General features: G+C 70.1%; 15 protein-coding genes. 4 read left to right on the top strand and 11 right to left on the bottom strand.

Annotated elements, in window-relative coordinates:
* Nucleotides 1–75: 75 nt before the first annotated feature.
* From era to rpoZ, 8 genes are all read right to left on the bottom strand, one after another.
* On the bottom strand, nucleotides 76–981 hold the full coding sequence (gene era / locus ACE3OG_RS06715; RefSeq protein WP_374306970.1) for a GTPase Era: 906 nt from the start codon (nucleotides 979–981) through the stop codon (nucleotides 76–78).
* Nucleotides 978–1,691, bottom strand: a complete 714-nt coding sequence (gene rnc, locus ACE3OG_RS06710; protein ID WP_374307188.1) for a ribonuclease III — start codon at nucleotides 1,689–1,691, stop codon at nucleotides 978–980. The genes era and rnc overlap by 4 nt, the downstream gene beginning before the upstream one ends.
* A gap of 5 nt (nucleotides 1,692–1,696) precedes the next feature.
* A complete protein-coding gene (gene lepB, locus ACE3OG_RS06705) occupies nucleotides 1,697–2,515 on the bottom strand; it encodes a signal peptidase I (protein WP_374306968.1) in 819 nt (272 codons plus the stop codon).
* A gap of 139 nt (nucleotides 2,516–2,654) precedes the next feature.
* Nucleotides 2,655–3,092: a holo-ACP synthase gene (gene acpS / locus ACE3OG_RS06700; RefSeq protein ID WP_374306966.1), complete on the bottom strand. Its 438-nt coding sequence runs from the start codon at nucleotides 3,090–3,092 to the stop codon at nucleotides 2,655–2,657.
* A gap of 25 nt (nucleotides 3,093–3,117) precedes the next feature.
* On the bottom strand, nucleotides 3,118–3,876 hold the full coding sequence (locus ACE3OG_RS06695) for a pyridoxine 5'-phosphate synthase (protein ID WP_374306964.1): 759 nt from the start codon (nucleotides 3,874–3,876) through the stop codon (nucleotides 3,118–3,120).
* Nucleotides 3,877–3,939: 63 nt separating this feature from the next.
* Nucleotides 3,940–4,341 carry an MAPEG family protein gene (locus ACE3OG_RS06690; protein ID WP_374306962.1) on the bottom strand — a complete coding sequence of 134 codons (402 nt, stop codon included), beginning with the start codon at nucleotides 4,339–4,341 and terminating at the stop codon, nucleotides 3,940–3,942.
* 45 nt (nucleotides 4,342–4,386) lie between these two features.
* The gene (locus tag ACE3OG_RS06685) at nucleotides 4,387–6,600 is read right to left on the bottom strand and encodes a bifunctional (p)ppGpp synthetase/guanosine-3',5'-bis(diphosphate) 3'-pyrophosphohydrolase (protein ID WP_374306961.1); all 2,214 of its coding nucleotides are present in this window, start codon (nucleotides 6,598–6,600) and stop codon (nucleotides 4,387–4,389) included.
* Nucleotides 6,601–6,703: 103 nt separating this feature from the next.
* Complete coding sequence (rpoZ, locus tag ACE3OG_RS06680) at nucleotides 6,704–7,093, bottom strand: DNA-directed RNA polymerase subunit omega (RefSeq protein ID WP_374306959.1); 390 nt, start codon at nucleotides 7,091–7,093, stop codon at nucleotides 6,704–6,706.
* Between the two features lie 436 nt (nucleotides 7,094–7,529).
* Here rpoZ and ACE3OG_RS06675 point away from each other — a divergent pair, with 436 nt between their 5' ends.
* The gene (locus ACE3OG_RS06675) at nucleotides 7,530–8,156 is read left to right on the top strand and encodes an NYN domain-containing protein (protein WP_374306957.1); all 627 of its coding nucleotides are present in this window, start codon (nucleotides 7,530–7,532) and stop codon (nucleotides 8,154–8,156) included.
* The gene (locus tag ACE3OG_RS06670; RefSeq protein WP_374306955.1) at nucleotides 8,153–8,869 is read left to right on the top strand and encodes a uracil-DNA glycosylase; all 717 of its coding nucleotides are present in this window, start codon (nucleotides 8,153–8,155) and stop codon (nucleotides 8,867–8,869) included. Before ACE3OG_RS06675 ends, ACE3OG_RS06670 begins: the two co-directional genes overlap by 4 nt.
* Here the strand turns inward: ACE3OG_RS06670 and ACE3OG_RS06665 are convergent.
* Both ACE3OG_RS06665 and fabI read right to left on the bottom strand, forming a co-directional pair.
* Complete coding sequence (locus tag ACE3OG_RS06665; RefSeq protein WP_374306953.1) at nucleotides 8,848–12,909, bottom strand: Pls/PosA family non-ribosomal peptide synthetase; 4,062 nt, start codon at nucleotides 12,907–12,909, stop codon at nucleotides 8,848–8,850. The two genes, ACE3OG_RS06670 and ACE3OG_RS06665, sit on opposite strands and share 22 nt — an antisense overlap.
* Nucleotides 12,910–13,101: 192 nt before the next feature.
* A complete protein-coding gene (gene fabI, locus ACE3OG_RS06660; protein ID WP_374306951.1) occupies nucleotides 13,102–13,950 on the bottom strand; it encodes an enoyl-ACP reductase FabI in 849 nt (282 codons plus the stop codon).
* Between the two features lie 224 nt (nucleotides 13,951–14,174).
* Here fabI and ACE3OG_RS06655 point away from each other — a divergent pair, with 224 nt between their 5' ends.
* Nucleotides 14,175–14,720 (top strand): sigma factor-like helix-turn-helix DNA-binding protein, encoded by a 546-nt coding sequence (locus tag ACE3OG_RS06655; protein ID WP_374306949.1) that lies wholly within the window; start codon nucleotides 14,175–14,177, stop codon nucleotides 14,718–14,720.
* A gap of 29 nt (nucleotides 14,721–14,749) precedes the next feature.
* Nucleotides 14,750–15,628, top strand: coding sequence for an anti-sigma factor (locus ACE3OG_RS06650; RefSeq protein WP_374306947.1), 879 nt, complete (start codon nucleotides 14,750–14,752; stop codon nucleotides 15,626–15,628).
* A gap of 34 nt (nucleotides 15,629–15,662) precedes the next feature.
* On the opposite strand, the gene ACE3OG_RS06645 is transcribed toward ACE3OG_RS06650, so the two are convergent.
* Entirely contained in the window at nucleotides 15,663–17,324 is a 1,662-nt protein-coding gene (locus ACE3OG_RS06645; protein ID WP_374306945.1) for a hypothetical protein, read from the bottom strand.
* Nucleotides 17,325–17,381: the final 57 nt, after the last annotated feature.

Genomic DNA, 17,381 nt, shown 5'->3' with positions numbered 1-17,381 from the left:
GGCGGGAGGCACTCCAGGAAAGATCAGGCGCCGCTTCTTAAGCCCCAAGGCGCCGACGCTCAAGGGAGCCCGGGCCTACTTCGGAAAATCGAGGCCCATCTCGCGGTAGCGCTCGGGATCGTCGGCCCAGTTCTCGCGCACCTTCACAAACAGGAAGAGATGCGTCTTCTGCTCGATCGCCTCGGCGATCTCCTTGCGCGCAGCGGCGCCGATCGCCTTGATCGTGCGTCCGCCCTCGCCGAGCACGATCTTGCGATGCCCCTCGCGCGTCACATAGATCGTCTGCTCGATGCGCGCCGAGCCGTCCGGCTGGTCCTTCCAGCTCTCGGTCTCGACGGTCGACTGGTAGGGCAGCTCGTCGTGCAGCCGCTCGAACATCTTCTCGCGGGTGATCTCGGCGGCGAGCGCGCGCAGCGGCGCGTCGGAAATCTGGTCCTCGGGATAGAGCCACGGCCCCGGCGGCATGAGCGCGGCGAGCGCCTTCTTCATGGCCGGCACGCCATGGCCGCGCAGCGCCGAGATCATGAACACATGCTCGAATTTTTGCCGCGCGTCGAAGGCGGCGGCGAGCCCGAGGAGCTTTGGATGCTCGACCGCGTCGATCTTGTTGAGCGCGAGGCATTTCGGCCCCCGCAGCTCCTTCAGCCGCGCGAGGATCGCCTCGTTCTCCTCGTCGAGGCCCTTGCGGGCGTCGACGAGCAGGACGATCGCGTCGGCGTCGCCCGCTCCGCCCCAGGCGGAGGCGACCATCGCCCGGTCGAGCCTGCGCCTGGGCGCGAAGATGCCGGGGGTGTCGACGAAGACGATCTGCGCCGCGCCCTCGATCGCGACGCCGCGCACCTGCGCGCGCGTCGTCTGCGCCTTGCGCGAGACGATCGACACCTTGGCGCCGACGAGCTCGTTGACCAGCGTCGACTTGCCCGCGTTCGGCGCGCCGATCAGCGCGACGAAGCCGCAGCGCGTATCCGTCGGCGCGCTCACGACGCGCCCTTTCCAAAGTCCGGAACGACGATGTTCTCGCGCGCCAGGAACGCCGAGGCGGCGGCCTGCTCGGCGAGCCGCTTGGCGAGGCCCCTCGCCTCGACGCCGGAAAAGCCCTCGATCTCGACGCTCACGGTGAACTCCGGCGCATGGTCCGGGCCGGTGCGCCCGATCTCGCGGTAGGAGGGCGGCGGCAGGCCGCGCGCCTGCGCCCATTCCTGCAGCGTCGTCTTGGGATCGCGCAGCGGCCTTTTCGGCGAGCGCATGCGCGGCTCGAAGGCGCGCGCGACGACGGCGCTCGCCGCTTCGAAGCCGGCGTCGAGGAAGGCCGCGCCGATGATCGACTCGCAGAGGTCGGCGAGGATGGCGCGGTTGAAGACGACCGCCTGGCGCTCGCTCTCGCCGACGCGCGCGAAGCTTTCGGCGCCCCACGCCTGCGCCGCCTCGGCGCAGCTCTCTTTCCGCACGAGGTCGGCGAGGCGGCGCGAGAGCTCGCCCTCGTCGGCGTCGGGGAAAGCCGCGTATAGCATCTGCGACACGGCGAGGCCGAGGACGCGGTCGCCGAGGAATTCGAGCCTCTGATAGCTGCCGCGCCGGGCCGGCGCGGCGCTCACATGGGTCAGCGCCTCGCGCAGCAGGCGCCGGTCCTGGAAGCGATGGCCGACGCTCGCCTCCAGCGCGTCGAGATCTTCGTCGCCGCCGCGGGCCATCGCCGTCAATGCACGGGCTTCAGCATCCGGGACCAGCGCACCGTCCACGGCCACTGCCAGACCGCCCAGGCCGGCGCGCCCTTGCCGACCGAGAAGAAGATGAGCTCGGCGCGGCCGACGAGATTCTCGAACGGCACGTAGCCGACGCCGCCCTGGTCGGGCGAAACCCGGCTGTCGGTCGAATTGTCGCGGTTGTCGCCCATCATGAAGTAGTCGCCGGGCGGCACCAGGAAGGCCTGGGTGTTGTCGTTGAAGCCCGCATCGCCCTGAATCTCGATGATCGTGTGCGAAACGCCGCCGGGCAGCGTCTCGCGATAGGTCGGCACCTCGGTCTCGCGGCCGTAGAAATCCTCCGTCACGGCCTTGGCGATCGGCTCGCGCGGGACCAGCTCGTCATTGATGTAGAGGCGCCCCTCCTTCATCTGGATCTTGTCGCCGGGAAGGCCGATCACCCGCTTGATGTAGTCGGTCGAGCCGTCGCGCGGCAGTTTGAACACGACGACGTCGCCGCGCTTGGGAGCCGAGCCGAGGATGCGGCCGTGAAACAGGTCCGGGCTGAACGGCAGGGAATGGCGCGAGTAGCCGTAGGCGTATTTCGAGACGAACAGATAGTCGCCGACGAGAAGCGTCGGAATCATCGAGCCCGAGGGGATGTTGAAGGGCTGGAACAGGAAGGTGCGCACGACCAGCGCGATCAGGAGCGCCTGGAGGACGACCTTGATCGTTTCGCCGATCCCGCCTTCAGAGGCGGCGGGCTTCCGTTTCGCATTCGGCTCGAGCTGGGCGCCCGCCTGCTTCTCGTTCAACCGCGCCGGCTCCGACATCAACCCTCAAACTCCAAGGCGCGGCGGCCGGACTTTCGTCCGCCCGTCCGCGACGTCGCGCGCCGTCCAGGGGCCGGGACGACGGAAAGGCCGCTCCTTAACACGCGCGGCGGGGCCCGTACAGCGCGGGCGGCGGCGCTCACACCTCGTAGTCGCCGCGCGGCCGGAGCAAATCTTCGGGATCGTCGATCGTCTCGATGATCGTCTGCGCCTGCGCGTAGGGGAACTCGTCGGTCAGGCTCAGATGGATCAGGGCGCGCGTCCCGCGCGGGGTGATCGCCGCGAGACGGGCGCGCGCGCCGCCGGTCAATTCGAGCGTCGGACGGCCCGAGGGCAGGTTGACCACGCCCATTTCGCGCCAGGCGACGCCGAAGCGCACGCCCGTGCCGAGCGCCTTGGCGCAGGCCTCCTTGGCGGCGAAGCGCTTGGCGTAGGAGGCGGCGCGCGCGGCCCGCGCGTCGGACTTCGCCCGCTCGACCTCGGTGAAGCAGCGTGCGGTGAAGCGCTCGCCGTAGCGCTCCAGCGCCTGCGCTATGCGGCGGATGTCGCAGACGTCGACGCCGAAGCCGATGATCATGGCGCGTCCCCTTGCGCGAAAGCCCTCAGCCGCGCCCGGCCGTCTCGCGACCCTGCGCGATCGCGGCGCGCATCTTCGCGATCGCCGCCGGCAGGCCGACGAAGATCGCCTCGCCCATCAGGAAATGGCCGATGTTGAGCTCCGCGATCTGCGGCAGCGCGCTGATCGCGCGCGCGGCGTCGAAGTCGAGGCCGTGGCCGGCGTGGCACTCGACGCCAAGCCGCTCCGCGAGCAGCGCCGCGCGGCGCAGGCGCTCGAATTCCTGATGGGCGCGCTCCTGCTCGCCATGGGCGAGCGCGTCGCACCAGGCGCCCGTGTGCAGCTCGACGACCGGGGCGCCGATCGAGTCGGCCGCCTCGACCGCGCTTTCGCCCGGCTCGATGAACAGCGAGACGCGCACGCCGGCGTGGGACAGCTCGGCCGTGACCAGCTTCAGATGGTCGTGGCCGTCGCGCACGTTGAGGCCGCCTTCGGTGGTGCGCTCGCTGCGCCGCTCCGGCACGAGGCAGCAGGCGTGCGGCCGCGTCTGCACGGCGATCGCCACCATCTCGTCGGTCGCGGCCATCTCGAAATTCAGCGGAACGCCGATCTCGCGGCGCAGGCGCGCCATGTCCTCGTCGCGGATGTGGCGGCGGTCTTCGCGCAGATGGGCGGTGATCCCGTCGGCTCCGGCGGCGACGGCGACGAGCGCCGCGCGCACGGGATCGGGAAAGGGGCCGCCGCGCGCGTTGCGCAAGGTGGCGACATGGTCGACGTTGACGCCGAGCCGGGGAAAGTGGCGCATGGGCGAGCGTCTTCTCGCTGGTTCCTCAGGCGCGTCGCGCGCCGTCTCGCGCCTTTAGCACGTTCAGGCGACGCGCAGCCACAGCAGAAGCGCCGCGGCGAGCAGCACGATGAAGGTGACCAGCGTCCCGAGGCCGCGGCAGGCGTATTGCCTCAGCGAGTTCGCCGGCGCCAGCATGCCGAACGGATGGGCGAGGCGCGCTGCGAACAGCGGGCCGAGCAGCGCGTGGACGACGCCCCGCGGCCCGCCGGAAGCCTCGTAGAGCAGGACGAGGATCAGGATCAGCGGCGCATATTCGATGAAATTGGCGTGCGCGCGGACGCGCCGGCCGAAGTCGCCCTGCCCGCCGTCGTCGCCATGCAGCTTCCGGTATTTGAAGCGCCCGGCGACGACCCAGAACGAGAGCGCGGCGTAGAGCCCGGCGAACAGAGCGGCGTAGGCGGCGGCGAGGCTCGGAAAGACCATGTGCGCTCCTGCGGAGGCCTTGCTTGGGAAAGCTCCCTTGCGGCGTCAGCCGTTGACCCGCTCGACCTTGTTGACGACGGGGCGCGAGCGCAGGCTGGAGAGGACGGCGTTGAGATGCTTCAGGTCGTTGACCTCAAGGTCGATGGTCATCTCGCGGAAGTCGGCCGAGAGCGGCCGGAACACGATGTTGTCGATATTGGCGTCGAGGTCGCCGATGGCGGTCGAGATCGCGCCGAGCGCGCCCGGCTCGTTGAGCGCCGTGATGACAATGCGCGCCGGGAAATATTCATGCGCGCCCTCCTCGACGTCCCAGCGCACGTCGAGCCAGCGCTCGGGCTGCTCGTCGAAGGCGGTCAGCGCCGGCGACTGGATCGGATAGATGGTGATGCCCTCCCCCGGCGTGAGGATGCCGACGATGCGGTCGCCCGGCACGGCGCCGCCGTTGGGCGCGAAGCGCACCGGCAGGTCGCCTTGCAGGCCGCGGATCGGAATCGAGCGCTGGTCCTGCGCCTCGCCGCCTTCCCCGGGAATCTTGAACACGAGCCCGGCGACGCGCTTCATGCCGAACCAGCCGGCCTCGCCGCGCGGGCGCGCCGCGGCGGCGGCCTTGCGCTCCTCCATGAAGTCCGGATAGACGGCCTTGACGACGTCGCCCGAGAACATTTCGCCGCGTCCGACGGCGGCGAGCGCGTCCTCGACGGTGGCTCTGGCGAGGCGCGGCAGCACCGCCTTGACCCTGTCCTCGGCGTAGGGCTTGCCGGCGCGCTCGAAGGCGCGCGCGACGATCTGGCGTCCGAGCCCGGCGTATTGCGCCCTGACCGCCTCGCGCGTCGCCCGGCGGATCGCCGAGCGCGCCTTCCCGGTCGCGACGATCGCCTCCCAGGCGGCGGGCGGCGTCTGGCCTTCGGCCCGCGCGATCTCGACCTCGTCGCCGTTCTGCAGCTCGGAGACGAGCGGGGCGTGACGCCCGTTGATCTTGGCGCCGACGGCGGTGTCGCCGACGTCAGTGTGCACGGCGTAGGCGAAATCGATGGCGTTGGCGCCGCGCGGCAGGGCGATGAGCCGGCCCTTGGGCGTGAAGCAGAACACCTGGTCGTGGAACAGCTCGAGCTTGGTGTGCTCGAGGAACTCCTCCGGCGTGTCGCCCTCGGCGAGCATCTCGATGGTGCGGCGCAGCCACTGATAGGCGCGGCTTTCGGAGGAGAGCGCCTCGCGGTCGGAGATGCGCCCGTCCTTATATAGAGCGTGAGCGGCGATGCCGTTGCGGGCGATGTCGTGCATCGCCTCCGTGCGCACCTGCAGCTCGACGCGCTGGCGCCCGGGGCCGACGACGGTGGTGTGGATCGACTGATAGTCGTTCGGCTTCGGCGTCGAGATATAGTCCTTGAAGCGCCCCGGCACGACCGCCCAGCGGGTGTGCACGACGCCGATGACGCGGTAGCAGTCCTCGACTGTCTCGACGAGGACGCGGAAGCCGAAGATGTCGGAGAGCTGCTCGAAGGCGATCGACTTGCGCTCCATCTTGCGCCAGACCGAATAGGGCTGCTTCTCGCGTCCGGCGATCTTGGCCTTGATCCCGCGCTTTTCGAGCTCGTCGACGAACTCCTTCTCGATCGCCGCGATGGCCTTGCCGTTCTTGCGCCGGAACTCGGCGAGACGCGCCTCGATCATGGCGTAGGCCTCCGGCGTCAGATGACGGAAGGCGAGATCCTCGAGCTCGTCGCGCATGCCCTGCATGCCCATGCGCCCGGCGAGCGGCGCGTAGATCTCGAGCGTCTCCTCGGCGATGCGGGCGCGCTTCTCCGGCGGCACGAAATGCAGCGTGCGCATGTTGTGCAGGCGGTCGGCGAGCTTGACGAGCAGCACCCGCACGTCCTCGGCGACGGCGAGCAGCAGCTTGCGGAAATTCTCGGCGTGGGCCGCCTTCTTGGAGACGAGGTCGAGCTTCTTGAGCTTGGTCAGCCCGTCGACGAGGCGGCCGATGTCCGGCCCGAACAGCCGGTCGATCTCCTCGCGCGTCGAATCGGTGTCCTCGATCGTGTCGTGCAGCACGGCGGCGACGATGGTCGCGTCGTCAAGCTTCATGTCGGTGAGGATGGCGGCGACTTCGAGCGGATGCGAGAAATAAGGATCGCCCGAGGCGCGCTTTTGCGCCCCATGCGCCTTCATCGCGTAGACATAAGCGCGGTTGAGCAGGATTTCGTCGGCGTGCGGATTATACCGCCGCACGCGGTCGACGAGCTCATATTGCCGCATCATGCCCTGGGCCGATCCGCTCCTTCGCGCCTCAATTTTCGCATCATACACAGATTCGCGCGCGAAAACCTTCGCGCGCGTCAAAACCCTGGCCGAGGCGGCGCCGTCAGTCGGCCTCGTCCTCGGTCTCGGCGGGCGGCACGAGGCCTTCGAGGCCGCGCAGCAGATCCTCTTCGGTCATGCGGTCGAACTGGACGTCCCCGACCGCGTCGGGGTCCTGGGCGGCGGGCGACAGCGCGGGAACGACTTCGGCCTCGGGCTCGTCGACCTCGACGTGCTTCTGCAGCGACTGGATGAGATCTTCCTTGAGGTCGTCCGGCGTCAGCGTCTCGTCGGCGATCTCGCGCAGCGCCACGACCGGGTTCTTGTCATTGTCGCGGTCGATGGTGATCGGCTGGCCCGAGCCGATCATGCGGGCGCGATGGCTCGCGAGGAGCACGAGGTCGAACCGGTTCTCGACCTTGTCGACGCAATCTTCAACGGTCACGCGGGCCATGCAGCCGCCGCTCCTCTAAAAACGCAAAGGGGGATTTGCGTAGCTCATAACGCGCCGGACGCCTCGAAGGCAAGGGCGCAGATCGGCGTCGGCCGTCCTCGCGCCGACGCACATCACGTCGAACTGAACGGCGGACGAAACATATATATATCCTATGGGTGATGCGCCACAGGCGCTTTTTCGACATGATTCAGCGCGAAATTCGGACGGCGGGCGCACAAGCCGGATTAACCTGAAGGCGCGGCTCAACGGACAGGAAACTCGACACGACCGTCATAATTCGCTAATGCCACGTGGGAACGATTTACACGCGTCGTCGTTCACATGGTGCGCATCGCATGGCTGGTCAGTCGGCGGCCCACGTTGACAAATTTGCGACGTCGAGGATTTCCATTCGTCAGGCGGCGAATGGCGTGATTTGAAGAGTAACACCAGTATGGCAGACCAAGAAAGAATTGCGCTTTTCATTGATGGCGCGAACCTTTACGCAACCGCCAAATCGCTTGGGTTTGACGTCGACTACAAACGCCTTCTCAAAGAGTTCCAGAGCCGGGGCAAGCTCATTCGAGCTTTCTATTATACGGCGCTGGTCGAGGATCAGGAATATTCTTCGATCCGTCCGCTCGTCGACTGGCTCGACTACAACGGCTACGCCGTCGTCACCAAGCCGGCCAAGGAGTTCGTGGATTCGCTCGGACGCCGCAAGGTCAAGGGCAACATGGACATCGAGCTCGCGGTCGACGCCATGGAGATGGCCGGGCACGTCGACCAGATGGTTCTCTTCTCGGGCGACGGCGATTTCCGCTCGCTCGTCGAGGCCGTGCAGCGCAAGGGCGTGCGCGTTTCGGTCGTCTCGACCAACGCCACGCAGCCGGCGATGGTCGCCGACGAGCTGCGCCGCCAGGCCGACGAGTTCGTCGACCTCATCCATCTCGCGCCCAAGATCGGACGCGAGGCGAGCGAGCGCCCCGAGCGCGCGGAGCGTCCCCATCGCCCGGACCGCCGCGTGGCCGCCCACGCGCCCGCGCCGCAGAGCTTCGACCCCGAACTCGCCGACGAGTGACGGCGCCGGACCCGGTCCGCGGCGCCTCAGAGCCGCCGCGCGACTGTCCGCTCTGTCCGCGCCTCGTCGAGCTGCGCGGCGAGCTGCGGGCGGAGGAGCCCGGCTGGTTCAACGCGCCGGTGCCGAGCTTCGGCGCCTTCGACGCGCGCCTCGTCGTGGTCGGCCTCGCGCCGGGCCTGCGCGGCGCGAACCGCACGGGCCGACCCTTCACCGGCGATTACGCCGGCGACCTGCTCTATGAAACGCTGCTCGACTTCGGTTTCGCGCGCGGAAGCTATCAGGCCGCGCCCGACGACAGCCTGACGCTGGTCGACTGCCTCATCACCAACGCCGTGCGCTGCGTTCCGCCGCAGAACAAGCCGACGACGCCGGAGATCGCCGCCTGCCGCGCCTTTCTGCGCGCGACGCTTTTGACGGCGCCGCGGCTCGAGTTCGTCGTCGCGCTGGGCCGCATCGCCCATGAGCAGATCCTGCGGGCCCTCGGCGGCAGGCTCTCGGCGCATCCTTTCGCCCATGGCGCGCGCCACGGGCTCAGCGGCCCGGACGGGCGGCCGCTCGCGCTCTTCGACAGCTACCACTGCTCGCGCTACAACACGAACACCGGCGTGCTGACGCGCGAGATGTTCCGCGACGTCTTCGCCGCCGCGCGCCAGACCCTCGACGCGCGAAAAGCCCTCGGCGAACGAGGCGATCAGGCCGCCTCCATCTCCTGAACGAGCTCGCCGCCCTTCGGCTCGGCCGGGGCGCCGACCCATTCCGAGTTGGGCGGAATCTGCTCGCCCTTCATCACCAGCGTCAGCGCCCCGAGGCGGGCGAATTCGCCGACATACGTGTCATAGAGGACCGTCGAGCCGGCGCCGACCGTGACGCCGCGGGCGACGTCGACGCGGCCGACCTTCATCACCCGGTCCTCGTAAAGATGCGTCTGCAGCGCGGAGATGGCGTTGAGCGCCGCGAAGTCGCCGACCTTCACGCAGTCGAACTCGGTGATGTCGGTCATGTCCATATAGACGCCGCGGCCGAACCTCGCCCCGAACAGGCGCATCATCCAGGGCAGGAACGGCGTGCCGCGCAGATGGTCGAGCAGCACCTTGCCGGCCATGCCCCAGTAGATGACGGCGACGGCCTCGGTGCGCAGCGCCCACCACGACCACATCGGCCGCACCATCGGCTCGTAGCGGCCCATGGTCAGCCACTTCAGGATGATCACGGCGAAGGTCAGGGCGAAGCAGATCGCCGTCGAGGCGACGATGAACTCGACCGCGAACAGACCATAGTTCCCCTCGAGCATGCTCTGCGAGAACCACTCGACCGCCCATGTGCCGAAGGTGATGAACAGCATGGTCGGCAGGGAGATCGTCGCGGCCTCGAAGACGGCGCGCACGGCCTTCTTCCAGCGAGGCGCCTCATAGGTCCAGTTGGCGCCGCCGGCGTCGAACTTCTGGCGCACGGGCAGCTTGATCGGCGGCGAGCCGAACCAGGTGTCGCCCTCGCTCATCATCTCGTTCTCGGGCGGCTTCGACTTGATGCCGATCAGCGCGTTGGCCGGCACGTCGGCGCCCGTCGGCACCACCGCGCTGTTGCCGACGAAGACGCGCGGCCCGGTGCGCACGCGCCGCAGGATCATCCAGCCGCGATGCACCTCCTCGTCGCCGAACACGACCTCGTCGGCGATGAAGTTCTTCTCGCCGATCTCGACGAGGTCGTAGCGGCCGGAGAGATTCGTCGAGATCTCGGCGTCCTTGCCGATCTTCGCGCCCATCAGCCGGTACCAGGTCCGCATGTAAATGGTGGCGTAGAGCGAGGAGAGCGTCTCGAGCGTGATCTCGGTTGCGAGCGTCACCGTCCATTTGCGCAGGTAGAACCAGGAATGGACCGAATAGGTCCCCTCGCGCACGCGCGGCAGGATGATCCAGCGGCAGGCGGCGATGAAGCCGACGGTGACGAGCACCATGACGAAGGCGGTCGGCCACGCCATGACCGGGATCATCGCCATGTAGCTCAGCCGGTCGATGTCGGCGAAGCCGATCAGCTCGTCGATGCGGTCGAACACCCAGAAGGCCGGGAAGATCGGCAGGAGCCCGAGCGGCGGGATGGCGAGGAGAAGGACGAGATAGATCAAGCCCATCGCGATCCGCTTGGGCGCGCCGGCTTGCGCCGGGGTCGCGAGGTCGGCCGGGTCGACCGTCCCGACCTTGCGTCCGGGCGAGCCGTCCCAGCGCTCATAGGCGCCGACGCGCGTGCCCGGCCCGATCGAGGTGAGGTCGCCGATCTCGGCCGCGCGCCCGATCGCGACGTCGTTCTCGATCACGCAGGAGGAGCCGACATAGGCCTCGGGGCCGATGTCGATGCTTCCGATGACGAGCTCGTCGCCCTCGACGCGGGCGTTGGCGAGATTGGCGATGGAGCCGACGCTCGCCCCGGCGCCGATCGAGATGAGGTCGACCGCGCCGGCGTCGATCTCGCCGATGATCGCCTCCTCGCCGATCCTCGCGCCCAGCGCGCGCAGGTAGAAGCGCATGAACGGCGAGCCCGAGAACCATTTGAGGTGCACGAGGCCGATGAAGCGCCGCGCCAGCCACCAGCGGTAGTAATAGACGCCCCACAGCGGATAGCGGCCGGGCCTGGTGCGCCCGATGATCGCCCATTTGCCGCCGATGGCGATCGCGACGGTGGCGATGTTCACGCACATGTAGACGAGGACGAGCGAGACGATCTCCTCGCCGAGCGAGGCGTCGGCGCCGGTCAGCAGCATGTAGCTCACGAACACGCCGAGCCATTGCGCCGTGACGAGGGCGAGGATGATCGGCATCGCCGCAGCCTGCGCCAGGCCGCACAGGAAGCGGCGCAGGAGCGGCGGCGGCGCGAATCCGAGGTCGGCGGCGGCCGGCGCGCGCGCCTGCTTGCGGTCGAGCAGCTCGCCGAGCGTGCGCAGGGTGCGCGCCGAATAGACGTCGTGCAGGGTGACGCGCGCGAGCGCTGGCGTCTTCCGCACGGCGGACACGAAGCGCGCGGCGAGCAGCGAATGGCCGCCGAGGTCGGTGAAGAAGTCGGCGTCGAAGGGAATGGCCTGCGGCGGCAGCGCCTCCCTGGCGGCGGCGAGCAACGCCGCCTCCGTCGGCGTGCGCGGCTCCTCCTGCTCTTCCGCCTGCCGCGCCGCCAGAGGCAGCGCCTTCAGCGCCTTGCGGTCGACCTTGCCCGAAGACAGCTTCGGCAGGCTCGCGACCATCTCGAACCGGCCCGGCACCATATAGGGCGGCAGGATCGCGCGCAGGGCCGCGCGCAATTCGCGCGGATCGAGCTCGGCCCCGCTCTTGGGGATGACGAAGGCGACGAGCTCGTCGACGCCGCCGTCGGAGCGCAGCGCCACCGCGGCGTTGGCGACGCCGTCGAGGTCGGAGAGCTTCGCCTCGATCTCGCCGAGCTCGACGCGGAAGCCGCGCACCTTGACCTGGTCGTCGATGCGGCCGCGGAACAGGATGTCGCCGTTCTCGTCGACGATGGCGGCGTCGCCCGAGCGGTAGAGGACCGGATCGTCGGCGGCGCCGTCGCCGAACGGGTTGGCGATGAATTTCTCGGCGGTCAGCTCGGGCCGCTTGAGATAGCCCTGCGCGACGCCTGGGCCGCCGATCAGCAGCTCGCCTTCCTCGCCGCGGGGCAGGATGGTCGGCCCCTCGCCGACGACGTAGCAGGTGTAGTTGGGGATCGGCCCGCCGATGGTGACGGGGACGTTCGGGCGCACCTCGGAGGCGGTCGCGACCACCGTCGCCTCGGTCGGGCCATATGAGTTGAAGATGCGTCGGCCGGGCTTGCACCAGCGCGCGGCGACGGCGGGCGGGCAGGCCTCGCCGCCGAGGATGATGACGCGCAGCGTGGCGACGTCGCGCGGCAGCAGGGCGAGCAGCGTCGGCACCGTGTCGAGCACGGTGACGCCGTTCGCCTCCATGAGCTCGGGCAGCTTCTCGGCCTCGCCCATGATCTCGGACGTCGCCACGAACAGGCGCGCGCCGACAAGATACGGAAGCCAGATCTCCTCCATGGAGAGGTCGAAGGCGACGGAGGCGCCCTGGAAGACGACGTCCGAGGCGGTCAGCCCGTAGACCTCGTTGGCGGCGCGCAGGTAATGGCAGATGTTGGCGTTGCTGACGACGATGCCCTTGGGCACGCCGGTCGAGCCCGAGGTGTAGATGAGATAGGCCGGAGACGCCGGGCTCGCGCCGAGCGCGCGCGCGTCGACGGCCGGAGCGCCCTCCCCCTCCAGCGAGAGCTGGCGCATGGTGAGCGCCGGACACGCCGCGTGGCCGGCGAGCTTCTCGGCGAACCCGGCGGACGTGACGACGCAGGCGGCGGCGGCGTCCTCGAGGCAGACGGCGATGCGCTCGACCGGCGCGTCGGCGTCGAACGGCAGCCAGGCGGCGCCCGTCCTGGCGATGGCGATCTGGGCGATCAGCAGCTCGTGGCCGCGCCCCATCCACAGGCCTGCGACGGCGCCGGGGCGAAGGCCGCGCTTCACGAGCGCGCTGGCCGCGGCGCCTGCGCGCGCGTCGACCTCGGCGTAGGTGAGCGCGCCGTCGCGCGTCACCATGGCGACGGCGTCGGGATGGGCGGCGACGGCCGCGGCGAAGATTTCGCTCAGGATTTCGTCGCGCGCGAGGTCGGGCCGGCGCGCGCCGCGCAGGATCGATAGATGCGGGTCGCAGGCCGCGTCCGGCCGCGCCGGGGCGTTCAGGGAGGAATCCAGGCCGCTCTCCATCTTGGCGCCGGCGCTCGTCGACGGCGCTCGACGCGGCGGGGCCGCCGTCTCGACCCTCCGTCGTCGGCCCGACCTTCGGCGGCCGGCGCCATGACGGCGGGAGCGCGACGCCCGGAGGCCGGCGTCTCAACGCCGCAGAATGAGGACGCAGGCTTAACGCCGGATGAACGCGCGATCAACCGCCGGGCCGGATCACTCCTTGCCGAGCGCGGCGATGTCCGGAGCGGCGGGATTCTTCATGCCGACGACATGATAGCCGGCGTCGACGTGCAGGATCTCGCCGGTGATTCCGCGCGACATCGGCGACAGCAGGAACACGGCGCTCTCGCCGACCTCCTCGATGCTCACCGAGCGGCGCAGCGGCGCGTTGTATTCGTTCCACTTCAGGATATAGCGGAAGTCGCCGATGCCCGACGCCGCCAGGGTCTTGATCGGCCCGGCCGAAATGGCGTTGACCCTGATGTTCTTCTCGCCGAGGTCGGCCGCGAGGTAGCGCACGCTGGCCTCGAGCGCGGCCTTGGCGACGCCCATCACATTATAATGGGGCATCCATTTCTCGGCCCCGTAGTACGTCAGGGTCAGGAGCGAGCCGCCCTCGCCCATCAGCCGCTCGGCGCGCTGCGCGATCGCCGTGAACGAGTAGCAGGAGATGAGCAGGGTGTTGGAGAAATTGTCCGCGCTCGTGTCGACGTAGCGCCCGGTCAGCTGGTCCTTGTCCGAGAAGGCGACGCAATGAACGACGAAGTCGAGCCTGCCCCAAGCCCGCTCGATCTCGTTGAACGCCTGATCCACGCTCGCTTCGTCGGCGACGTCGCAATGGCCGACCACGAGGCCGCCCAGCTCGGCGGCGAGCGGGCGCACGCGCTTGCCGAGCGATTCGCCCTGATAGGTGAAAGCGAGCTCGGCGCCGGCCTCGCGCGCCGCCCTGGCGATGCCCCAGGCGATCGAACGGTTGTTGGCGAGGCCGAGGATGAGGCCGCGTTTGCCGGCGAGGGGGCCGGACCGGATCGCGTCGATGCTCATTGCTTCCGGTTGCGTCATTCTCGATCCGGCGTTGGGAATAAGGGAAGGCGCGCCGCTGGAACGGGCGCTGCGTCGCCCGCGTTTAAGGAACATCGCCGGTTAAAGCAAGGTTGAGCCGGCGGCGGCCCAAGGACCATGCGGCGCCTGACGCCATCAAAATTTGTTTCGGATAGTATGCACAAGCTTTGCGGGCGCTTATGATAAATGCCGGCGCGACCCCCGTGAACGAGAACGTGCGGGGGATGCGCCAAAGGGTGGAGCGCAAGGTGGATTCGCAAGAGCATACGGATCAGCTCGGCGCGCGGCTTCGCCGCTACGCCCGCGCCTTCGTCGCCGCCGATCCGGCTCCCAACGCCGCGGCGGATCGCCTCGCCGCCGCAGCCCTGCGCCGGTTCACGGAACTGAGCCCCTCCCTCCCTCTCGCCGAGCGCGAGGCCGACGCTTACGGCCATCTCGTCGACCTCAGCCGCACGGAGCTTCGCGCGCCGGCGTTCGGCGCGCAGCGGCCCGGCGGCGGCTTTTCGGGCGGATCGGCCGCGCAGGCGCACGATCCGCAGAAGCTCGATCCGGACCTCGCCGCGCTCGGCGCCCTGAAGCCCGAAGAGCGCGAAGCGCTGCTGCTCGTGGTCCTCGAGGGCTTCGCCTACGCCCGCGCGGCGCAGATCCTGAAAATCTCGCCGGGCTTGTTCGCCGCGCGCCTCGCATGCGCGCGCGAGCGCATGCCGCAGCGCCCGCGCCAGACGCGCAGCGCCAAGCCGCTTCCGTCGCATCTGCGCGTCGTGAAGTAGCGGCGCGCCCCGCCCGCCCGTCCACGGCCATGACCGAACATCCCGTTCAAATCAGCGACGCCGAGCTGATGGCGTTCGTCGACGGCGAATGCGACGCGGAACGGCGGCGGACGGTCGAGGCCTATCTCGCCGCGACGCCGGCGGCGGCGGAGCGCGTCGAAATCTGGCGTCAGCAGGGCAAGGCGCTGCGCGCGGCCTTCTCGCGCGTCGAGGCCGAGCCTGCGCCGGCGTCGTCGATCCTTCTGCCCTACCGGCGGCGCGAGGCGCAGCCCGCGTCGAAGCCGGGCGCGCCAGCCGCGCGGGCGCCGGGCTCCGGCGCGTCCGCGCGCACGCGGCGAGCCGGGCGCACGTCGAAGCGCGCGCTCGTCGTCGCCTTCGCCGCGGGCGCGGCCTGCGCCGTCTTCGTCCTGCTCGCCATCCGCGGGTTCGAGCCCGCCGCTCCGAGAGCCGGCGCCGCGCTCGGCGATGAGCCGCTCGCGCGGCGCACGCTCGCCCTTCTTTCGGCCTTCGCCGAGGCGAAGGCGCCCGGTGGCGCGAAGCCGGCGCGCGAAGCCGAGCGCAAACCCTCGCCGCTCATCGCGCCGCATATTCCAGGCTTCGAGGTCGTCGGCGTGCGCGCGTCGCCGAACGCGCGGGGAGAGTCGTCCGACGATCCGTTCTGCGTCTTCTACGCGCACGGCGCGGAGGCGCCGGCCGCGCTCTGCGTCTCCCCCGACGAGGGAGCCTCCAGCGTCGGCGCGGTTTCCGCCGACGCGCTGGTCCGCGTGCCCAGCGGGCGGTTCGGCGAGACCGCCTTCGTGTGGCGTCAGGCGGGCGGGCGCTACGCGCTCGCCGGCCAGGGCTCGGAAAGCCTGCTGCGCGAGCTCGCGAGCCGCATGAGCGCCGAGATCGCAAGCCTCGCGCGCTGAGTCGGCGCCCTTTCCGAGGCCGGCGCCTTCGCCTCTACTGCGCCTTCCACGTCTCGATCGCGTCGGCGATCGCGCGCTCGCCCGCCTCCCCCTTCTCGAAGGTCAGCTTGGCGATCTTGCCGTTGGCGAGGAGCATCGGCACGTCGATCCAGCCGCGGTTGCGGATGAGGTCGAGATTGGCCGCCTCGGCGTCGCCGCCGGAAAGCCCAACCAGGAAGGTGTTGTCGGTGACCTTCACCGGGACCCCGCTCAACGCGTCGCCGGTCGCCGTATCCTCGCGGCGCATCTGCGGCGCGCTGATCTGCTGCACCGGCCCGAGCGGATCGCCCTCGCCTTCGATGAACTGGATCTTCATCGTATGCGAGGCGGGCAGCGAGGCGTCGGAGTTCTTCTGGAAGGTTATGACGACCTCGAGCTTCTCTTCGGGAATCTCGACGGTCGCGCGCACCGCCGTCGAAAGCGGGTCGGCCGGACCGGCGCTGACGTTGTCGACCTTCCACACCACGGCGCCGAGCAGGGTCTTGACCTTGCCGGGCTCGTCGGGCGCCTCGAGCAGCAGCGCCGCGCGGCGCGCGCTCTGGGTCGGCGGCGGCGCGGCCGGCTGCGGGCGCGGCTGCTCCTGATCGGCCGGACGCGGCGTCACGGCCTCGCCCGAAGCGCCGGCGCCGACGCGCTCGACGATCTTGCCCGCCGGCGCCGCCGGCTCGGGGGCGGCTACGCTCGACTGCGCTTCGGCTTTCTGACGCAGCTCCTCCGGCCTGTCGCGCAGGCGATAGGCGGCGACGGCGACGAGCAGCACCGCGAGGCCGACGACGAAGCCGAGAATCCAGAACCGGCGCGGCGAAGGCTCGTCGCGGCGCGGCTGCGGCGCGAAGGGGCGCTGCGCCTCGGACTTCGCGCGCGCGGACGCGGCTTCGGCGACGGGCGTCGGCTCGCCGCCCTCGCCTGCGGCCTCGCCTTCCGCCTTGCGCGCCATTGCGGCGGCGACGTGCGCCGGCTCGCCGGCGCCTGGAAAAAACGCGTCGGCGACGGGCGCCTCAGGGTCGGCGCGCCATTCGGCGGGCGCCGCCTCGGACGCCGACGGCTCAGGCGACAGGGGAGCGTCCACAGGCGGCGGCGCGAGCGGCGGGCCGAGCGAGGGCCGCGCCGGGCCGGGCTCCAGCGGCGCGCGGTCGCGACGGCTCTTGAAGAACATCGGCGGCCGCGTCTGGAGGCCGCCCGGCGCGCCCGTCCCGGGGCGGCGGCGAGGCTCGGGCCATGCGCGCTCGGCCGCCGGAGGCGCTTCGGCGACGTCCTCCTTCCGGGCCTCTTCGGGATCGCCCGCGACGTCTTCGGACGGCGCGGCGGCGAAGGCTTCAGGCTCCGCGACGGACGCCTCCACGATCGGCGAAGACTCCGAAGACTCTATGGGCGCCTCGACGGGCGCCGGTTCGGGCGCTGGCCGCTCCGGTGACGCCGGAGACTCCGAGGCGGCTTCGACAGGCTCGGGAGCGGCCTCGGCCTCGAGGCGGGCGACCGCCGCTTCGAGCGCCGCGCTCTCGCGGTCGATCTCCTCTTGTGGAATAGGCGGCTCAAGGCGGCGCAACTGTCCGACGAGGGCGCTGCGCGCCCGCTCGTAGATGGTCGCCCTCGCCTGCGCGGAATTTTCGGGAAGGCCGGCGACGGCCCGGGCGAGCAGCGGGTAATAATCAGCCATGTCGCTTCAGACCATTCGCGCGCCGCGCCGTCAATGGACCGGCCGGAGCCGCGCCTT

The sequence above is a fragment of the Methylocella sp. genome, assembly GCF_041905455.1.
In the GTDB taxonomy this organism is placed as follows: Bacteria; Pseudomonadota; Alphaproteobacteria; order Rhizobiales; family Beijerinckiaceae; genus Methylocapsa.
Note: the sequence above shows the minus strand (reverse complement) of the source record. Positions and strands in the feature narration are given on the sequence as shown.

Excerpts from the sequence above, each read along its gene's own strand:
- rnc (WP_374307188.1), bottom strand. The coding sequence starts at position 1,691 with ATGGCCCGCGGCGGCGACGAAGATCTCGACGCGCTGGAGGCGAGCGTC.
- lepB (WP_374306968.1), bottom strand. The coding sequence starts at position 2,515 with ATGTCGGAGCCGGCGCGGTTGAACGAGAAGCAGGCGGGCGCCCAGCTC.
- acpS (WP_374306966.1), bottom strand. The coding sequence starts at position 3,092 with ATGATCATCGGCTTCGGCGTCGACGTCTGCGACATCCGCCGCATAGCG.
- ACE3OG_RS06695 (WP_374306964.1), bottom strand. The coding sequence starts at position 3,876 with ATGCGCCACTTTCCCCGGCTCGGCGTCAACGTCGACCATGTCGCCACC.
- ACE3OG_RS06690 (WP_374306962.1), bottom strand. The coding sequence starts at position 4,341 with ATGGTCTTTCCGAGCCTCGCCGCCGCCTACGCCGCTCTGTTCGCCGGG.
- ACE3OG_RS06685 (WP_374306961.1), bottom strand. The coding sequence starts at position 6,600 with ATGATGCGGCAATATGAGCTCGTCGACCGCGTGCGGCGGTATAATCCG.
- rpoZ (WP_374306959.1), bottom strand. The coding sequence starts at position 7,093 with ATGGCCCGCGTGACCGTTGAAGATTGCGTCGACAAGGTCGAGAACCGG.
- ACE3OG_RS06675 (WP_374306957.1), top strand. The coding sequence starts at position 7,530 with ATGGCAGACCAAGAAAGAATTGCGCTTTTCATTGATGGCGCGAACCTT.
- ACE3OG_RS06665 (WP_374306953.1), bottom strand. The coding sequence starts at position 12,909 with ATGGAGAGCGGCCTGGATTCCTCCCTGAACGCCCCGGCGCGGCCGGAC.
- fabI (WP_374306951.1), bottom strand. The coding sequence starts at position 13,950 with ATGACGCAACCGGAAGCAATGAGCATCGACGCGATCCGGTCCGGCCCC.
- ACE3OG_RS06655 (WP_374306949.1), top strand. The coding sequence starts at position 14,175 with ATGCGCCAAAGGGTGGAGCGCAAGGTGGATTCGCAAGAGCATACGGAT.
- ACE3OG_RS06650 (WP_374306947.1), top strand. The coding sequence starts at position 14,750 with ATGACCGAACATCCCGTTCAAATCAGCGACGCCGAGCTGATGGCGTTC.
- ACE3OG_RS06645 (WP_374306945.1), bottom strand. The coding sequence starts at position 17,324 with ATGGCTGATTATTACCCGCTGCTCGCCCGGGCCGTCGCCGGCCTTCCC.